Here is a 14717-nt window from a genome sequence, read left to right on the forward strand (position 1 = left end):
CGGCGTGCCTCGCGGCCGGCAGGCAGGGCAGGGGTGCCCGGCCTGCCGGCCGTTTTGCTATGCGCCGGGCGCTTTCCGGCGTGGCTTGATGGCCCCCGCGGCAGCGGCCCGCAGCAGGCGGCGGAACGTCGGGCAGTCCATGTGTTCGCGCGCCGGACAGGCCGCGGCATGCCGCAGGCCGTCGCGCATGGCGGCGAGGCGGCGGATCGTCCGGTCCAGTTCGTCGGCCTTGGCCGCCAGCGCCGCGCGGTCGATCCGCAACGCGCCGTCGGCTGCGCCCATGCCGGCAATCTCGTCCAGCGACAACCCGGCGGCGCGGCCCAGCCCGATCAGCGCCAGCCGCTCCAGCACGCCTGCATCGAACAGCCGGCGCAGGCCGTGCCGGCCGCTGGAGGCGATCAGTCCCTTTTCCTCGTAGTAGCGCAGGGTCGAGGCCGGTACCCCGGATCGTCGCGCGACCTCGCCTATGTCCAGTTGCCGCATGCCCTTGACCTCAAGTCGACTTGAAGTGGAAGACTAGCGTTTCGGCACCTGGGCCGTGACGAAATACAGACGAGGTGAACCTCATGTGGGACGAACGCTATGCCGCCGAAGAGTATGTCTACGGAACCGAACCCAACGCTTTCCTGAAGGAACATGCGCAGCGGCTGGCCGGGCCGGTGTTGAGCGTCGCCGAGGGCGAGGGGCGCAACGCGGTGTTCCTCGCTTCGCTGGGGCTGGAGGTGCTTGGCGTGGATGGCTCCGCCGTTGGCCTGGCCAAGGCGCGCCGGCTGGCCGAGGCGAAAGGCGTGTCTATCGACACCCTGGTGGTCGACCTGGCGGACTACGAACCGCCGGCAGCGGCGTTCGGCGCGGTGGTGTCGATCTTCGCGCACCTGCCCAGTCGCGTGCGCGGCAGACTCAACCGCCTGCTGGAGCGTTCGCTGCGACCGGGCGGTCTCTTCCTGCTGGAGGCCTATCGGCCGGAACAGCTCGGCCGCGGCACCGGCGGCCCGGCGGACGTCGACATGCTGGTGAGCCGCGCGGCGCTGGAGGCGGAGCTGCCGGAGTGCGAGGTGCTGCTGGCGCGGGAAATCGAGCGCGAGGTGGTCGAGGGCCGTTTCCACACCGGCGCGGCCTGCGTGGTCCAGTTCATCGCCAGGAAGAGGTAGCTCGCCACGGGGCGGGCGTCGGAATGCGTCGAATCTCGGGAATGCGGGCTGTATACTCCCGGCGCGGGTTCCGCTCTGGCAGGATGGCCAGGGCAGGTATCAGTGGATCGTGGTACCTCTTGATCAAGGATTCGACGCATGCAATGGATTTTCATGCTGGTGGGCCTGATCCTCGGCGGCTTCGCCGGGGAATCGCTGGTCGGCGCCCTCCTCGGCGGCCTTTCCGGCCTGGCCCTGGGACAGGCCGTCTCGCTGCAGAACCTGGCGCAACAGAACGAGCGCCTGCGCAAGCAGATGAGCGAATTCGCCGAACGCTTCGAGCGCGGCACCGAGGTCATCCACCAGCGCTTGCTGCGCGTGGAGCGCCAGGCGCAGGACCTTCCCGAAAGCGTTCCCGAGCCGGCCGCCGGCATCGACCAGCCGCTCGCAGACACGCCTCCCGCTCCTCCCGCCGAGGTTGCCCCGCCGCTGGACTGGGACATCGAGCTGCCGCCCGTCGAGGCTGCGCCGCCTCCGCCTCGCCCCCCCGAGCCCGTCCAGCCCATCGAGCGTCAGCCGGCGTTCCAGTCTGACGCCCAGCCAGCGCCGCGCCGCCCCGCCCCTCCGGCGCCTCCACGCGAACCCTCGCTGGTCGAGCGTGGCTTCGCCGCGGCCAAGGGCTGGCTGTTCGGCGGCAACACGGTATTGCGCATCGGCGTGGTGCTGCTGTTCATCGGCCTGGCCTTCCTCCTGCGCTACGCCTCGGAACGGGTGGCGGTGCCGGTGGAGTACCGCTACGCCGGGGTGGCGCTGGCAGCGATGGCGCTGCTCGGCGTCGGCTGGTGGTTGCGCGAGCGGCGCGCCGCCTACGGCCTGATCCTGCAAGGCACCGGTATCGCGGTGCTGTACCTGACCATCTTCGCCGCCATGCGCCTGCATCCGCTGATCTCTCCCGGCGCGGCGCTGGCCCTGCTGGTGGTGGTGACGATCTGCTCGGCGATCCTCGCCGTGCTGCAGAACGCCATGGGCCTGGCGGTGGTGGCGGCGCTCGGCGGCTTCGCCGCGCCGATCCTGACCTCCACCGGCAGCGGCAACCATGTAGCGCTGTTCAGCTACTTCGCCCTGCTCAACGCCGGCATCTTCGCCATCGCCTGGTTCCGCGCCTGGCGGCCGCTCAACCTGGTCGGCTTCGTCGGCACCTTCGGCATCGGTTTCGCCTGGGGACTGCGCTCCTATACACCGGAGCTGTTCGCCAGCACCGAGCCGTTCCTGGCCCTGTTCTTCCTGATGTACGTCGGGATCGGCCTGCTCTTCGCCCGCCGCAAGCTGCTGGAGGCCGCGCAGGCGCCTGCCGAGCGCGGCGAACTGCTGCGTTGGTCGGCGCGACAGGCCGACTACATCGACGCCACCGTGCTGTTCGGCCCGCCACTGGTGGGGTTCGGCCTGCAATGCGCGGTGATCGGCCACATCGACTTCGGCATGGCCTTCAGCGCCCTGGCCCTGGGGCTCTTCTACATGGTCCTGGCGCGGGTGCTGCGCGGCCATGCTTCGGCCGGACGCACCAGCCTGCTGGTGGAAATCTGCCTGGCGCTGGGGGTGGTCTTCGGCACCCTGGCCATTCCGCTCGGCCTGGACGCGCGCTGGACCTCGGCCGCCTGGGCCGTCGAGGGCGCCGGCATCTACTGGCTCGGCCTGCACCAGCAACGCCGCCTGGCGCGGCTCTTCGCCCTGCTGTTGCAGGGCGGTGCGGCGTTGGCCTACCTGAATGGCGTGCGGCCGGGTGAGACGACGTTGCTGGAGGGTTCGCCGCTGGGCGCGCTGATGCTCGGTGCGGCGGCGCTGTTCAGCTTCTGGCAGCTGCGTCGCGCGCCGGCGAAAGCGCTGGCCGACTGGGAGCCGGCCTGCCGGCCGTTGCTGGCGGCCGCCGGCCTGGCCTTCCTCTACCTGGTCGCACCGCTCTGCCTGGCCGTCGACGGCACCGCCATCGCCTGGGCCGTGGCCGGCCTGGCGAGCTTGTTCGCCGGCTTGCGCCTGGGCTCGCGTACCTTCCTGTTCTGCGCCTTCGCCGTGCAACTGCTGGGCGGTGCGCTGTTCCTCCTGCATTTGCAGGGCGGCGATGGCCAGGGTGGGGTATTCGACTCGGGCTGGCGTGGCTTGATGACCGCCTCGCTGATCGGCCTGGCGCTGATCGGCGGCATGCTGCTGGCGGCGCGCGACCCGCTGGTGAAGGACGACAGTCGGCTGCTCATGGGCTTGAGCCTGGTGCTGCTGGCCGGTCTGGCGTTCGTCAACCTGGCAGTGCTGTTCGTCCTGCCTTGGCGCAGCGCCAGCGCGGTATGGGCCGGTAGCGGGCTGCTGATCATCTGGCTGAGCCTGGTGCTGCGCCAGCGCCTGAGCTTCTACTTCGGCCTCGCCTTGCAGGTAGTGGGCGGCCTGGCGTTCCTCCTCGCCGGGCCGTCGCTGTTCGGCTCGCTGAGCGGCGAAGGCCTGCGGCCCCTGGCCCATTCCGGGTTCTGGACGCCGGCAGTGCTGGCCCTGGCGGCGCTGGTCGGCGCCTGGCGGCTGCGCCGCGCCGGCGAGCGCGAGCGGGCGCTGGGTATCGGTACCCTCGGCCTGGCCGAGCTGTCGCACCTGCTGCTGCTCTGGGGAGCCGGCTGGTGGGCGCTGACCGCGCTGTGCGAAACCGTCCGCTTCGTGCCTTATGGCCTGCGCGAGCATGCGTTGCTGCTGGTGGCCGCGGCGACAGTGGCGTCGTGGATGCTGCTGGCGCTGCGCGAGCGCTGGCGCGAACTGGCCCTGCTGTGCCTGGCGCTGGTCCCGGTGGCGCTGTTGGCCCTGGCCAGTGCCTGGCGTTTCGATTACCAGCCGTTCGGCGAATTCGGCTGGCTGGCCTGGCCGCTGCTGTTCGCCACGCACCTGCTGTCGCTGCGACGCCTTGCCCCGTTGCTGCCGGCGAAGGCCCTGAGCGTCGCCCATGTGCTCGGTTGCTGGCTGTTGCTAGGGGGGCTGGCGCTGGAGCTGCGCTACCTGTTCGCCCTGCTCGCCGAACAGTACAACGCCTGGCGTTGGCTGGGCTGGGCGCTGGTCCCGAGCGCCTACCTGCTGCTGGTGGCTGGCGGGCGGAGCCTGCCCTGGCCGCTGCGCGACTTCCCGCGGGAGTATCGGCTGCTCGCCGCTGCGCCGGTGGCGCTGTTGCTGCTCGGCTGGTTCTGGAGCGCCAACCTGTTCAGCGACGGCGCCGCCGAGCCGCTGCCTTACCTGCCGCTGGCCAACCCGCTGGAACTGGGGCTGCTGATCGTGCTGTTCGCCCTCTACCGCTGGAGCGACGCCAGCCTGGCCTCGCTCGTCGATGGCAATGCCAGCGCGCGCCTGGGGCGCCAGGCGTTGGCCGGCGCCTCGCTGTTCGCCCTGCTGACCCTGGCGGTGTGCCGCGCCGCGCACCACCTGGCCGGCGTGCCGTTCCAGGCCGAGGCGCTGGCCGCGTCGATGCTGGTGCAGGCGGGGCTGTCGCTGGTCTGGACGCTCTGCGCGCTGGGCCTGACCATCGCCGGTACCCGTCTCGGCCGGCGCGACCTGTGGATGGTCGGCGCGGCGCTGGTCGGCGTCGTGGTGGTCAAGCTGTTCTTCGTCGAGCTGGGCAACAGCGGCAGCCTGGAGCGAATCATCTCCTTCATCGGGGTCGGCGTCCTGTTGCTGGTCGTCGGCTACTTCTCACCCTTGCCTCCGCGTCGCGCCGAGGTCGCATCGGAGGCCGAGCAGCCATGACGCGCTCCTTTTCGTTCAGAACCGCCGGCCTGCTCCTGCTGGGCGCCTGCCTGTCCCTGCCGCTGTCGGCGAAGGAGTCTGCCGAAGGTTTCAGCCGCCAGGTGGCGCTGTCGCTGCAGGGCGAAGGTCCCTGGTATCGCCTGAGCATCCCGATGAGCGTGCAGTTGTCGGCTGCCCATGCCGACCTGCGCGACCTGCGGGTCTTCGATGCCGAAGGCGAGGCCTTGCCCTACGCCCTGATGGCCGGCAGCGAACGCCAGGCCAGCACGCCGCATGAGGCCGAGGTGCGGCTGTTCCCGTTGCGAGGCACGTCCGCCGCCGACGCGACGCAACCGAACCTGCGGGTGCAGCGCAACACCAGCGGCACCATAGTCGAGGTGCTGCCGGAAAACGCCGGGCCGGCTGCCGAGACTTTGCGCGGCTGGCTGATCGACGCGAGCGCGGTGACGTTTCCCCTGGAGCGCCTGCGGCTGGACTGGAGCAGCCCGGAGGAGGGCTTCCAGCGCTTCTCCGTGGAAGCCAGCGACGACCTCGAGCATTGGCAGGCCTGGGGTGACGGACAGATCGCCCGCTTGACCTTCAACGGCGAACGCATCGACGTCAGCGAGGTCAAGCTTCCCGGCCGCCAGGCCCGCTACCTGCGTCTGGCCTGGCCGGCCGGGGCAACCGCGGCAGACCTCCATGGCGCCCGCCTGCAAGGCAGCACGCGGAGCACCGAGCCGGCGCCGATGATCTGGTCCGAGCCGCTGGCCGGGCGCCAGGCAGGGGACGGCGAGTACCGCTGGCAGTTGCCGCTGGCGTTGCCGTTGCAGCGGGTGCGGGTGTCCCTGGAGCAGGCGCTGACCCACACCATCGTCCCGGTGGAACTGTCCGGCCGTGATCGTACGGAGAACGCTTCGCCGCGCCGGGAGGCCGCCTGGAGCAGCCTGGCACGCGGGGTCCTCTACCGGCTGCCGATCGACGGCCGCAACGTACAGCAGAACGAGCTGGAACTGCCGGGCTGGGCGGTGCGCGAGCTGCGTCTGCAGGTGGACCAACGAGGTACCGGCCTGGGCCCGGAGGTCCCGTCCCTGAGTGTCGGCCTGCCGGCCAGCGAACTGGTGTTCCTGGTGCGCGGCAGCCCGCCGTACCGGCTGGCGTTCGGCAAGCCCGGCGCGCAGTCGGCGGCGCTGCCGCTCGGCGTACTGATTCCCGGCTATACCGAGAGCAAGCGCGCCACCCTGGGTAGCGCCAGCCTGGGCGAACCGCTGGAGGTGGCCATGGCGGCCGCGGCGCCGGCACCGGGTAGCGACTGGAAGAAGATCGGCCTGTGGGCGGTACTTCTGCTGGGGGTCGCTCTGCTGGTAATAATGGCAATGAGCCTGCTGCGTTCCTCGCCGAACAAGCCATGAGCCGGTTCCGCGCTATGCTGTTCGGCTGAGGAGGCTTTACGACGGGCCCCGGGGCGCATGCCGACGACGCGGCGGCCCGACAATAAAAACAAATCACGGAGTAAGAGAATGATCAGAATGGCGCTCAAGCCACTGGTAGCGGCCTGCCTGCTGGCTTCGCTGTCCACCGCCCCGCAGGCTGCTCCTTCGCCCTATTCGACGCTGGTGGTGTTCGGCGACAGCCTCAGCGATGCCGGGCAGTTCCCCGATCCTGCCGGCCCCGCCGGAAGCACCTCGCGTTTCACCAACCGGGTCGGCCCGACCTACCAGAACGGCAGCGGCGAGATCTTCGGACCGACCGCGCCCATGCTGCTCGGCAATCAGCTCGGCATCGCCCCGGGCGACCTGGCTGCCTCGACCTCGCCGGTCAACGCCCAGCAGGGCATCGCCGACGGCAACAACTGGGCGGTGGGCGGCTACCGGACCGATCAGATCTACGACTCGATCACCGCGGCCAACGGCTCGCTGATCGAGCGCGACAATACCCTCCTGCGCAGCCGCGATGGCTACCTGGTGGACCGTGCCCGCCAGGGCCTGGGTGCCGATCCGAACGCGTTGTACTACATCACCGGCGGCGGCAACGACTTCCTCCAGGGGCGCATCCTCAACGACGTCCAGGCCCAACAGGCCGCCGGTCGCCTGGTGGATAGCGTGCAGGCCCTGCAGCAGGCCGGCGCGCGCTACATCGTGGTCTGGCTGTTGCCCGACCTGGGCCTGACCCCGGCTACCTTCGGTGGTCCCTTGCAGCCTTTCGCCAGCCAACTCAGCGGCACGTTCAACGCCGAGCTGACCGCCCAGTTGAGCCAGGCCGGCGCCAACGTCATTCCGTTGAACATCCCGCTGCTGCTCAAGGAAGGCATGGCCAACCCGGCTTCCTTCGGCCTGGCCGCCGACCAGAACCTGATCGGCACCTGTTTCAGCGGCAACGGCTGCACCATGAACCCGACCTACGGGATCAACGGCAGCACGCCCGACCCGAGCAAACTGCTGTTCAACGACAGCGTGCACCCGACCATCACCGGCCAGCGCCTGATCGCCGACTACACCTATTCGCTGCTGTCGGCGCCCTGGGAGTTGACCCTGCTGCCGGAAATGGCCCACGGCACCCTGCGTGCCTACCAGGACGAACTGCGCAGCCAGTGGCAGGCGGACTGGGAGAACTGGCAGAACGTCGGCCAGTGGCGCGGCTTCGTCGGCGGCGGTGGCCAGCGCCTGGACTTCGACTCCCAGGACAGCGCCGCCAGCGGCGACGGCAATGGCTACAACCTGACCCTTGGTGGCAGCTACCGCATCGACGAGGCCTGGCGCGCCGGGGTCGCCGCCGGTTTCTACCGGCAGAAGCTGGAAGCCGGCGCCAAGGATTCCGACTACCGGATGAACAGCTACATGGCCAGCGCCTTCGTGCAGTACCAGGAAAACCGCTGGTGGGCCGACGCGGCGTTGACCGGCGGCTACCTCGACTACGACGACCTGAAGCGCAAGTTCGCCCTGGGCGGCGGCGAGCGCAGCGAGAAAGGCGACACCAACGGCCACCTGTGGGCGTTCAGCGCGCGCCTGGGCTACGACATCGCCCAGCAGGCCGACAGTCCCTGGCACCTGTCGCCGTTCGTCAGCGCCGACTACGCGCGGGTCGAGGTCGACGGCTATTCCGAGAAGGGCGCCAGCGCCACCGCGCTCGACTACGACGACCAGAAGCGCAGCTCGAAGCGCCTGGGCGCCGGCCTGCAAGGCAAGTACGCGTTCGGCAGCGATACCCAGCTGTTCGCCGAGTACGCCCACGAACGCGAGTACGAGGACGACACCCAGGACCTGACCATGTCCCTCAACAGCCTGCCGGGCAATCGCTTCACCCTCGAAGGCTACACCCCGCAGGACCACCTCAACCGCGTCTCCCTCGGCTTCAGCCAGAAGCTGGCGCCGGAGCTGTCGCTGCGCGGCGGCTACAACTGGCGCAAGGGCGAGGACGATACCCAGCAGAGCGTCAGCCTGGCGCTGAGCCTGGACTTCTGAAACGGCGGCCGGCGCCCGGGCGGCGCCGGTCGCGTTTCCCGTCGACGGAACGATCGGCGCGCGCCGGCATCAAGAGAGTAGTACCCCGCTGTTACTCGCCGCCCGGTCGACCGCCATACACTGCCGATCCGTTTCGTTCGAGGGAATCGCCCGATGAGTTTCAACACCGAAGTACAGCCCGGCATCTGCATGGAGCCGGACGCCATCACCCAGGAATACGTGTTCAACCACACCATGTTGCGGGTCAAGGATCCGAAGCGCTCGCTCGACTTCTACTCGCGGGTGCTCGGCATGCGCCTGCTGCGTCGCCTGGATTTCGAGGAAGGCCGCTTCTCCCTGTATTTCCTCGCCATGACCCGTGGCGAAGAAGTGCCTGATGCGGTTGACGAGCGCCAGCGATATACCTTCGGGCGCCAGTCGGTCCTCGAACTGACCCACAACTGGGGCAGCGAGAGCGACGACAGCCAGTACCACAACGGCAACCAGGACCCGCGCGGGTTCGGCCACATCTGCTTCTCGGTGCCCGACCTGGTGGCGGCCTGCGAGCGTTTCGAGACGCTCGGGGTGAACTTCGTCAAGCCGCTGGACCGAGGCATGAAGAACGTGGCCTTCATCAGCGATCCCGACGGCTACTGGGTGGAAATCGTCCAGGCCAGCCTGAACGGCGAGATGGGACGCGGCTGACGACCGTCGATCGGTTGCGCGCCGCGGAAATGAACCGCGCCACCGCCGCCGATCTCCAACCGGCGGTTGCGCGGAGTCAAGCGTGACCGCCAATTCCGCGTTAAACTGCGCGGGTTTTTTCCTCTCTCCGGAGCCATCCATGTCCCGCGTTACCCTGAGCCGCTATCTGATCGAGCAGACCCGCAGCCACAACACCCCGGCCGACCTGCGCTTCCTCATCGAGGTCGTGGCGCGTGCCTGCAAGGAAATCAGCCATGCGGTGTCCAAGGGCGCGCTGGGCGGCGTACTCGGCAGCATGGGCACCGAGAACGTGCAGGGCGAGGTGCAGAAGAAGCTGGACGTGATGTCCAACGAGATCCTGCTGGAAGCCAACGAATGGGCCGGCAACCTGGCCGGCATGGCCTCCGAGGAGATGGACCACCCCTACCAGATTCCGGGGCGCTATCCGAAAGGCGCCTACCTGTTGGTCTTCGACCCGCTGGACGGCTCCAGCAACATCGACGTCAACGTCTCGGTCGGCACCATCTTCTCGGTGCTGCGCTGCCCCAGCGAGTACCTGAACCAGAACGATACCCTGCGCGAGGAAGCCTTCCTCCAGCCGGGCACCACCCAGGTCGCCGCCGGCTACGCCATCTACGGCCCGCAGACCATGCTGATGCTGACCCTCGGCAATGGCGTCAAGGGCTTCACCCTGGATCGCGAGCTGGGCAGCTTCGTCCTCACCCACGACAACATCAGCGTGCCGGAAAGCACCGCCGAGTTCGCCATCAACATGTCCAACCAGCGCCACTGGGAAGCGCCGGTGAAACGCTACGTGGAAGAACTGCTGGCCGGCAAGGAAGGCCCGCTGGGCAAGAACTACAACATGCGCTGGATCGCCTCGATGGTCGCCGACGTCCACCGCATCCTGACCCGTGGTGGCGTCTTCATGTACCCGCGCGACGCCCGCGAGCCGGAGAAGCCCGGCAAGCTGCGCCTGATGTACGAAGCCAACCCGATGTCGTTCATCATCGAGCAGGCCGGCGGCGCCGCCACCAACGGCACCCAGCGCATCCTCGACATCAAGCCGGAGAACCTGCACCAGCGTGTCGCGGTGTTCCTCGGCTCGAAGCAGGAAGTCGAGCGCATCACCGGCTACCACGCGGAGTAGGCCGATGAGCGCGCCCTGGGAGACCTTGCTCGACTGGTGGTTCGGCACCTCCAGCGATGCCGCCGAGGTGGTTGCCCAGCGCAACGGCCTGTGGTTCGGCAAGAACGTCTGCCAGGACGCCGATGCCGGCGGCCGTTTCGGCGACCTGGTGAACCAGGCGCTGGACGGCGGCTTGCAGGAGTGGACGGCCGAGGCCGATGGCTGGCTGGCGCTGATCCTGTTGCTCGACCAGTTGCCCCGGATGATCTACCGCGACACGCCGCGCGCCTACGCCGGCGACGCCCGGGCGCAACGGGTGGTGCGCGAGGGCCTGGAAAAAGGCTTCGACCGCCAGTTGCCGCCGGTGCGCCGGGTGTTCGCCTACCTGGTCCTGGAGCACGCCGAGGACCTGCCCAGCCAGGAGCGGGCGGTAGCCTGCTTCCGCGACCTGCGCGATCAGGTCGGTGGCAGCGTGCGCAAGCCCTTCGACGATTTCTACGACTATGCCGAGCGGCATCATGCGGTAGTCGCCCGCTTCGGTCGCTTTCCCCATCGCAACGCCATTCTCGGCCGCCCCTCCAGCGAGGAGGAGACGGCGTTCCTCAGGGAACCCGGTTCGCGTTTCTGACTCCAAGGCTCCGGATTTCCCCCGCGTGTGCCAAGCTGTAGGGCAGCGCTTCCCCCGAACAAGGAGTTCCTCATGGCGTCGTTCCGTACCCTGGCCGTGGTCGCTTTCTGCGTCGTCCTGGCTGCCTGCAGCAAGATCAACCAGGAAAACTATTCCAAGCTCAAGGCCGGCATGAGCAAGGCCGAGGTCGAGGCGATCCTCGGCAAGCCCACCGAGTGCTCCGGCGCGCTGGGCATGTCCAGCTGCACCTGGGGCGACGAGAAGGCTTTCATCAGCGTGCAGTACGCGGCCGACAAGGCGCTGCTCTTCTCCGGCCAGGGGCTCAAGTGATCGGTCTGCCGATCCGGGTGCTCTGCACCCTGTGGCTGGGCTTGCTGCTGGTCGGTTGCGCGGGCTCGCCGAAGAATCCGCCGGCCACCGAGCAGGTCGACCTCCAGCGCTACCAGGGCACCTGGTACGAACTGGCGCGCTTGCCGATGTTCTTCCAGCGCAACTGCGCGCAATCGGAGGCGCATTACCGCTTGCAGGAAGACCAGAGCATCCAGGTGATCAATCGCTGCCTGACCCTGGATGGCGAGTGGGAGCAGGTGGAGGGGCGGGCGGTCGCCCAGCAGCCGGGACGCACCGACAAGTTGTGGGTGCGCTTCGACAACTGGTTCGCCAATCTCTTCCCCAACGTGGCGCGCGGCGACTATTGGGTGCTGGCGGTGGACGACGACTACCGCACCGCGCTGGTGGGCAATCCGAACCGTGAATACCTGTGGCTGCTGTCGCGTACCCCGCAGGTTTCGCAGCAGACCCGCGAGCGTCTGCTGGAAGAAGCGCGCAGCCGCGGCTACGCGGTGGACGAGCTGATCTGGCGGGTACCCGACGGCCAGTTGAAGCGGAGCCAGTGAAGGAACGCCCCGCCGGGGCGTTTTTTCTTTCCAGCGCCGTTCACGCCTGGCGGCTGGCGTGGGAAGTGTCGGCGTTTAGCGCCCGACGGCTCGAGCGAGTAAGGCGGATAAGCGCAACGCGGTTGTCCGCCGCTGCGCAGGGTCAGTCGAGCAGTTCCCCCAGCACCTGGACGAACGCCCGTGCGCTGCGTTCTTCCCCGGCATGCCGGCCGTCGCGCACTACCCATCTGCCGGCCACCATCACGTCGCGCACCTGGCGGTCGCCGCCGGCGAACAGCCAGCGGTTGAGCAGGGCGTCGCCCTCGGCGCTGGCCAGGTAGGGGTCGTTGCCGTCGAGCACTAGCAGGTCGGCGCGGCGGCCCACGGCGAGGCTACCGATCGGCTGCCCAAGGGCCTGGGCGCCGCCAGCCAGCGCAGCGTCGTAGAGCGTGCGGCCGATCATCGGCTGGTCGTCGCGGTACAGCCGGTTGCGTTTCCGGTCGCGCAGGCGCTGGCCGTATTCCAGCCAGCGGAGTTCCTCGACCACGCTGAGCGAGACGTGGCTGTCCGAGCCGATGCCCAGGCGCCCGCCCTGGGCGAGGAAGTCCGTCGCCGGGAAGATGCCGTCGCCGAGGTTGGCCTCGGTGCTCAGGCATAGGCCGGCCACCGCGCCGCTACGCGCCATCGCCGCCACCTCGCCGGGGTCGGCGTGGGTCGCATGGACCAGGCACCAGCGCTGGTCGACCGCGACGTTCTCGTACAGCCATTGCAACGGCCGGCGTCCGCTCCAGGCCAGGCAGTCATCGACTTCCTTCTGCTGTTCGGCGATATGGATGTGGACCGGCAGGTCGCCGTGGCCGGCGGCGAGGACCGTGGCGATCTGCTGCGGAGTCACCGCGCGCAGGGAGTGGAAGCACAGGCCTAAGGAGTGGCCTGCGGCGTCCAGCGGCGCGCGCAGGCGCTGGAGCAGTTCCAGGTAGGCCTCGCTGCCATTGATGAAGCGCCGCTGGCCCTCGCTGGCCGGTTGGCCGCCGAAGCCTGCGTGGCTGTAAAGCACGGGAAGCAGGGTCAGGCCGATGCCGGCGGCGCTGGCGGCGCGGGAGATGCGCAGGGAAAGTTCGGCGGGGTCGGCGTAGGAGCGGCCGTCGAGGTCGTGATGGACGTAGTGGAATTCCGCCACCGCCGTGTAGCCGGCCTTGAGCATCTCGATATAGAGCTGGTGGGCGATGACCTCGATCTGTTCCGGCGACAGCCGAGCGACCATCCGGTACATCAGCTCGCGCCAGGTCCAGAAACTGTCGTTGGGATTGCCGGCGACTTCGGCGAGCCCGGCCATGGCGCGCTGGAACGCGTGCGAATGGAGGTTGGGCATCCCCGGCAGCACGGCACCGCCGAGGCGTTCGGCGCCGTCGGCGTTGGCGTCGGGACGAATCTCGGCGAGGACTCCGTCCGCGGAAATCTCGAAACGGACATTTCGCGCCCAGCCTTCCGGCAGCAACGCACGTTCAGCGAAAATTGCGGACATAATCAGCTCACACGCAGTCTGTTTTATTTGTATATACATATACAGACGATTAAGCGGTGCGTAAACTCACTTCATCGACGCCTCGACAAGGAGTCTCTCCGTGACGTCCTCTTCTTCCGATCGTTCCCCGCTGGCCTCGCAACTCGGCGAGGTACCGGCGCCGCTCTACGCGCGGGTCAAGCAGATGATCGTCAGCCAGATCCAGTCGGGCGCCTGGCCGCCGCACCACCGGGTGCCCTCCGAGAGCGAACTGGTCAGCCAGCTCGGCTTCAGTCGCATGACCATCAATCGCGCCCTGCGCGAACTGACCAGCGACGGCCTGCTGGTGCGCATGCAGGGGGTCGGTACCTTCGTCGCCGAGCCCAAGGGCCAGTCGGCACTGTTCGAGGTGCACAATATCGCCGACGAGATCGCGGCCCGCGGGCATCGCCATCGTTGCCAGGTGATCACCCTCGGCGAGGAGGTCGCCGGCCCCGAGCGCGCCCTGGCACTGGACGTGCGCGAAGGCCAGCGGGTGTTCCACTCGCTGATCGTGCACTACGAGAACGATATCCCGGTGCAGATCGAGGACCGCTACGTGAACGCCGCGGTGGCGCCGGACTACCTCAAGCAGGATTTCACCCGGCAAACGCCCTATGCCTACCTGACCCAGGTGGCGCCGCTCACCGAGGGCGAGCATGTGGTCGAGGCGATCCTCGCCGAACCGGCCGAGTGCAAGCTGTTGCAGATCGAACGCGGCGAGCCGTGCCTGCTGATCCGCCGCCGCACCTGGTCCGGGCGTGTCGCGGTGACCGCCGCGCGGCTGCTGCACCCGGGTTCCCGCCACCGTCTGGAAGGACGCTTCAGCTCATGAGCGAATTCCGCATCCTGCGCGCCGTCGACTACCCGAGAATGCCGTGGAAGAACGGCGCCGGCTCCACCGAGGAGATCGCCCGCGACGGCGGCGACGGCCTGGACGGCTTCGGCTGGCGCCTGTCGATCGCCGATGTCGGCGAGTCCGGCGGCTTCTCCCGCTTCGCCGGTTACCAGCGGATCATCAGCGTGCTGGAGGGCGGCGGCATGCGCCTGCGGGTGGATGGCGCGGAATCCGCGCCGCTACGCGCGCGGCAGGCCTTCGCCTTTTCCGGCGACAGCGAGGTGCACTGCACCCTGCTCGATGGAGCTATCCGCGACTTCAACCTGATCTATGCGCCCCGGCGCCATCGCGCGCGCCTGCAATGGCTGCGGGTCGAGGGCGAGCTGGACTGGCACGGCACGGCGAGCACGCTGCTGCTGTTTGCCCAGCAGGGCGGGGTAGCGATTTCCTTGCAAGGGCAACCTCGCGGGCAACTGGCTGCCCACGACTGCCTGTGCGCCGAGGGACTGCAGGGCTTGCAGCATTGGCGCCTGACGGCGCACGAGCCGGCGTGGGTCTGTGCGGTGGAACTCGATTCGCTGTGATTCGCCGGCGCCGCCAGGAAAAAGCGTCTACACCGAAAGGGTAGGCGCTTTTGTCTATCCAAAGAACCAAACGTTATTAATCCAATATTTTTAATGCCTAT

General features: G+C 68.5%; 13 protein-coding genes. 11 read left to right on the forward strand and 2 right to left on the reverse strand.

The window, feature by feature from the left end:
* Window positions 1-57: 57 nt before the first annotated feature.
* A complete protein-coding gene (locus FOC67_RS28360; RefSeq protein WP_003114472.1) occupies window positions 58-483 on the reverse strand; it encodes a helix-turn-helix domain-containing protein in 426 nt (141 codons plus the stop codon).
* Window positions 484-566: 83 nt separating this feature from the next.
* Between FOC67_RS28360 and FOC67_RS28365 the strand changes: the two genes are divergently transcribed.
* The 9 genes from FOC67_RS28365 to FOC67_RS28405 all read left to right on the forward strand — a co-directional run bounded on the left by FOC67_RS28365 (window position 567) and on the right by FOC67_RS28405 (window position 11672).
* Window positions 567-1151, forward strand: a complete 585-nt coding sequence (locus FOC67_RS28365) for a cyclopropane-fatty-acyl-phospholipid synthase family protein (protein WP_003110179.1) — start codon at window positions 567-569, stop codon at window positions 1149-1151.
* A gap of 138 nt (window positions 1152-1289) precedes the next feature.
* Window positions 1290-4895, forward strand: coding sequence for a DUF2339 domain-containing protein (locus FOC67_RS28370; protein WP_009314440.1), 3606 nt, complete (start codon window positions 1290-1292; stop codon window positions 4893-4895).
* Window positions 4892-6286: a DUF3999 domain-containing protein gene (locus tag FOC67_RS28375; RefSeq protein WP_009314439.1), complete on the forward strand. Its 1395-nt coding sequence runs from the start codon at window positions 4892-4894 to the stop codon at window positions 6284-6286. Before FOC67_RS28370 ends, FOC67_RS28375 begins: the two co-directional genes overlap by 4 nt.
* 108 nt (window positions 6287-6394) lie before the next feature.
* On the forward strand, window positions 6395-8335 hold the full coding sequence (gene estA, locus FOC67_RS28380; protein ID WP_003115524.1) for an esterase EstA: 1941 nt from the start codon (window positions 6395-6397) through the stop codon (window positions 8333-8335).
* 153 nt (window positions 8336-8488) lie between these two features.
* Window positions 8489-9019, forward strand: a complete 531-nt coding sequence (gene gloA / locus FOC67_RS28385; RefSeq protein WP_003101793.1) for a lactoylglutathione lyase — start codon at window positions 8489-8491, stop codon at window positions 9017-9019.
* Window positions 9020-9158: 139 nt separating this feature from the next.
* A complete protein-coding gene (locus FOC67_RS28390; protein ID WP_003110175.1) occupies window positions 9159-10169 on the forward strand; it encodes a class 1 fructose-bisphosphatase in 1011 nt (336 codons plus the stop codon).
* Window positions 10170-10173: 4 nt separating this feature from the next.
* On the forward strand, window positions 10174-10776 hold the full coding sequence (locus FOC67_RS28395) for a DUF924 family protein (RefSeq protein ID WP_003101790.1): 603 nt from the start codon (window positions 10174-10176) through the stop codon (window positions 10774-10776).
* A gap of 72 nt (window positions 10777-10848) precedes the next feature.
* On the forward strand, window positions 10849-11106 hold the full coding sequence (bamE, locus tag FOC67_RS28400) for an outer membrane protein assembly factor BamE (protein WP_003095983.1): 258 nt from the start codon (window positions 10849-10851) through the stop codon (window positions 11104-11106).
* Window positions 11103-11672 (forward strand): lipocalin family protein, encoded by a 570-nt coding sequence (locus FOC67_RS28405; protein ID WP_003110174.1) that lies wholly within the window; start codon window positions 11103-11105, stop codon window positions 11670-11672. Before bamE ends, FOC67_RS28405 begins: the two co-directional genes overlap by 4 nt.
* Before the next feature lie 142 nt (window positions 11673-11814).
* Here the strand turns inward: FOC67_RS28405 and FOC67_RS28410 are convergent, their stop codons facing one another.
* Window positions 11815-13176, reverse strand: coding sequence for a formimidoylglutamate deiminase (locus FOC67_RS28410; RefSeq protein WP_009314435.1), 1362 nt, complete (start codon window positions 13174-13176; stop codon window positions 11815-11817).
* Between the two features lie 100 nt (window positions 13177-13276).
* Between FOC67_RS28410 and hutC the strand changes: the two genes are divergently transcribed.
* Window positions 13277-14029 (forward strand): histidine utilization repressor, encoded by a 753-nt coding sequence (gene hutC, locus FOC67_RS28415; RefSeq protein ID WP_003095970.1) that lies wholly within the window; start codon window positions 13277-13279, stop codon window positions 14027-14029.
* Complete coding sequence (locus FOC67_RS28420) at window positions 14026-14616, forward strand: HutD family protein (RefSeq protein ID WP_003095969.1); 591 nt, start codon at window positions 14026-14028, stop codon at window positions 14614-14616. The genes hutC and FOC67_RS28420 overlap by 4 nt, the downstream gene beginning before the upstream one ends.
* Window positions 14617-14717 lie beyond the last annotated feature (101 nt).

Origin of the sequence: Pseudomonas sp. FDAARGOS_761, assembly GCF_013343155.1 — a bacterium.
GTDB lineage: Bacteria > Pseudomonadota > Gammaproteobacteria > Pseudomonadales > Pseudomonadaceae > Pseudomonas > Pseudomonas aeruginosa.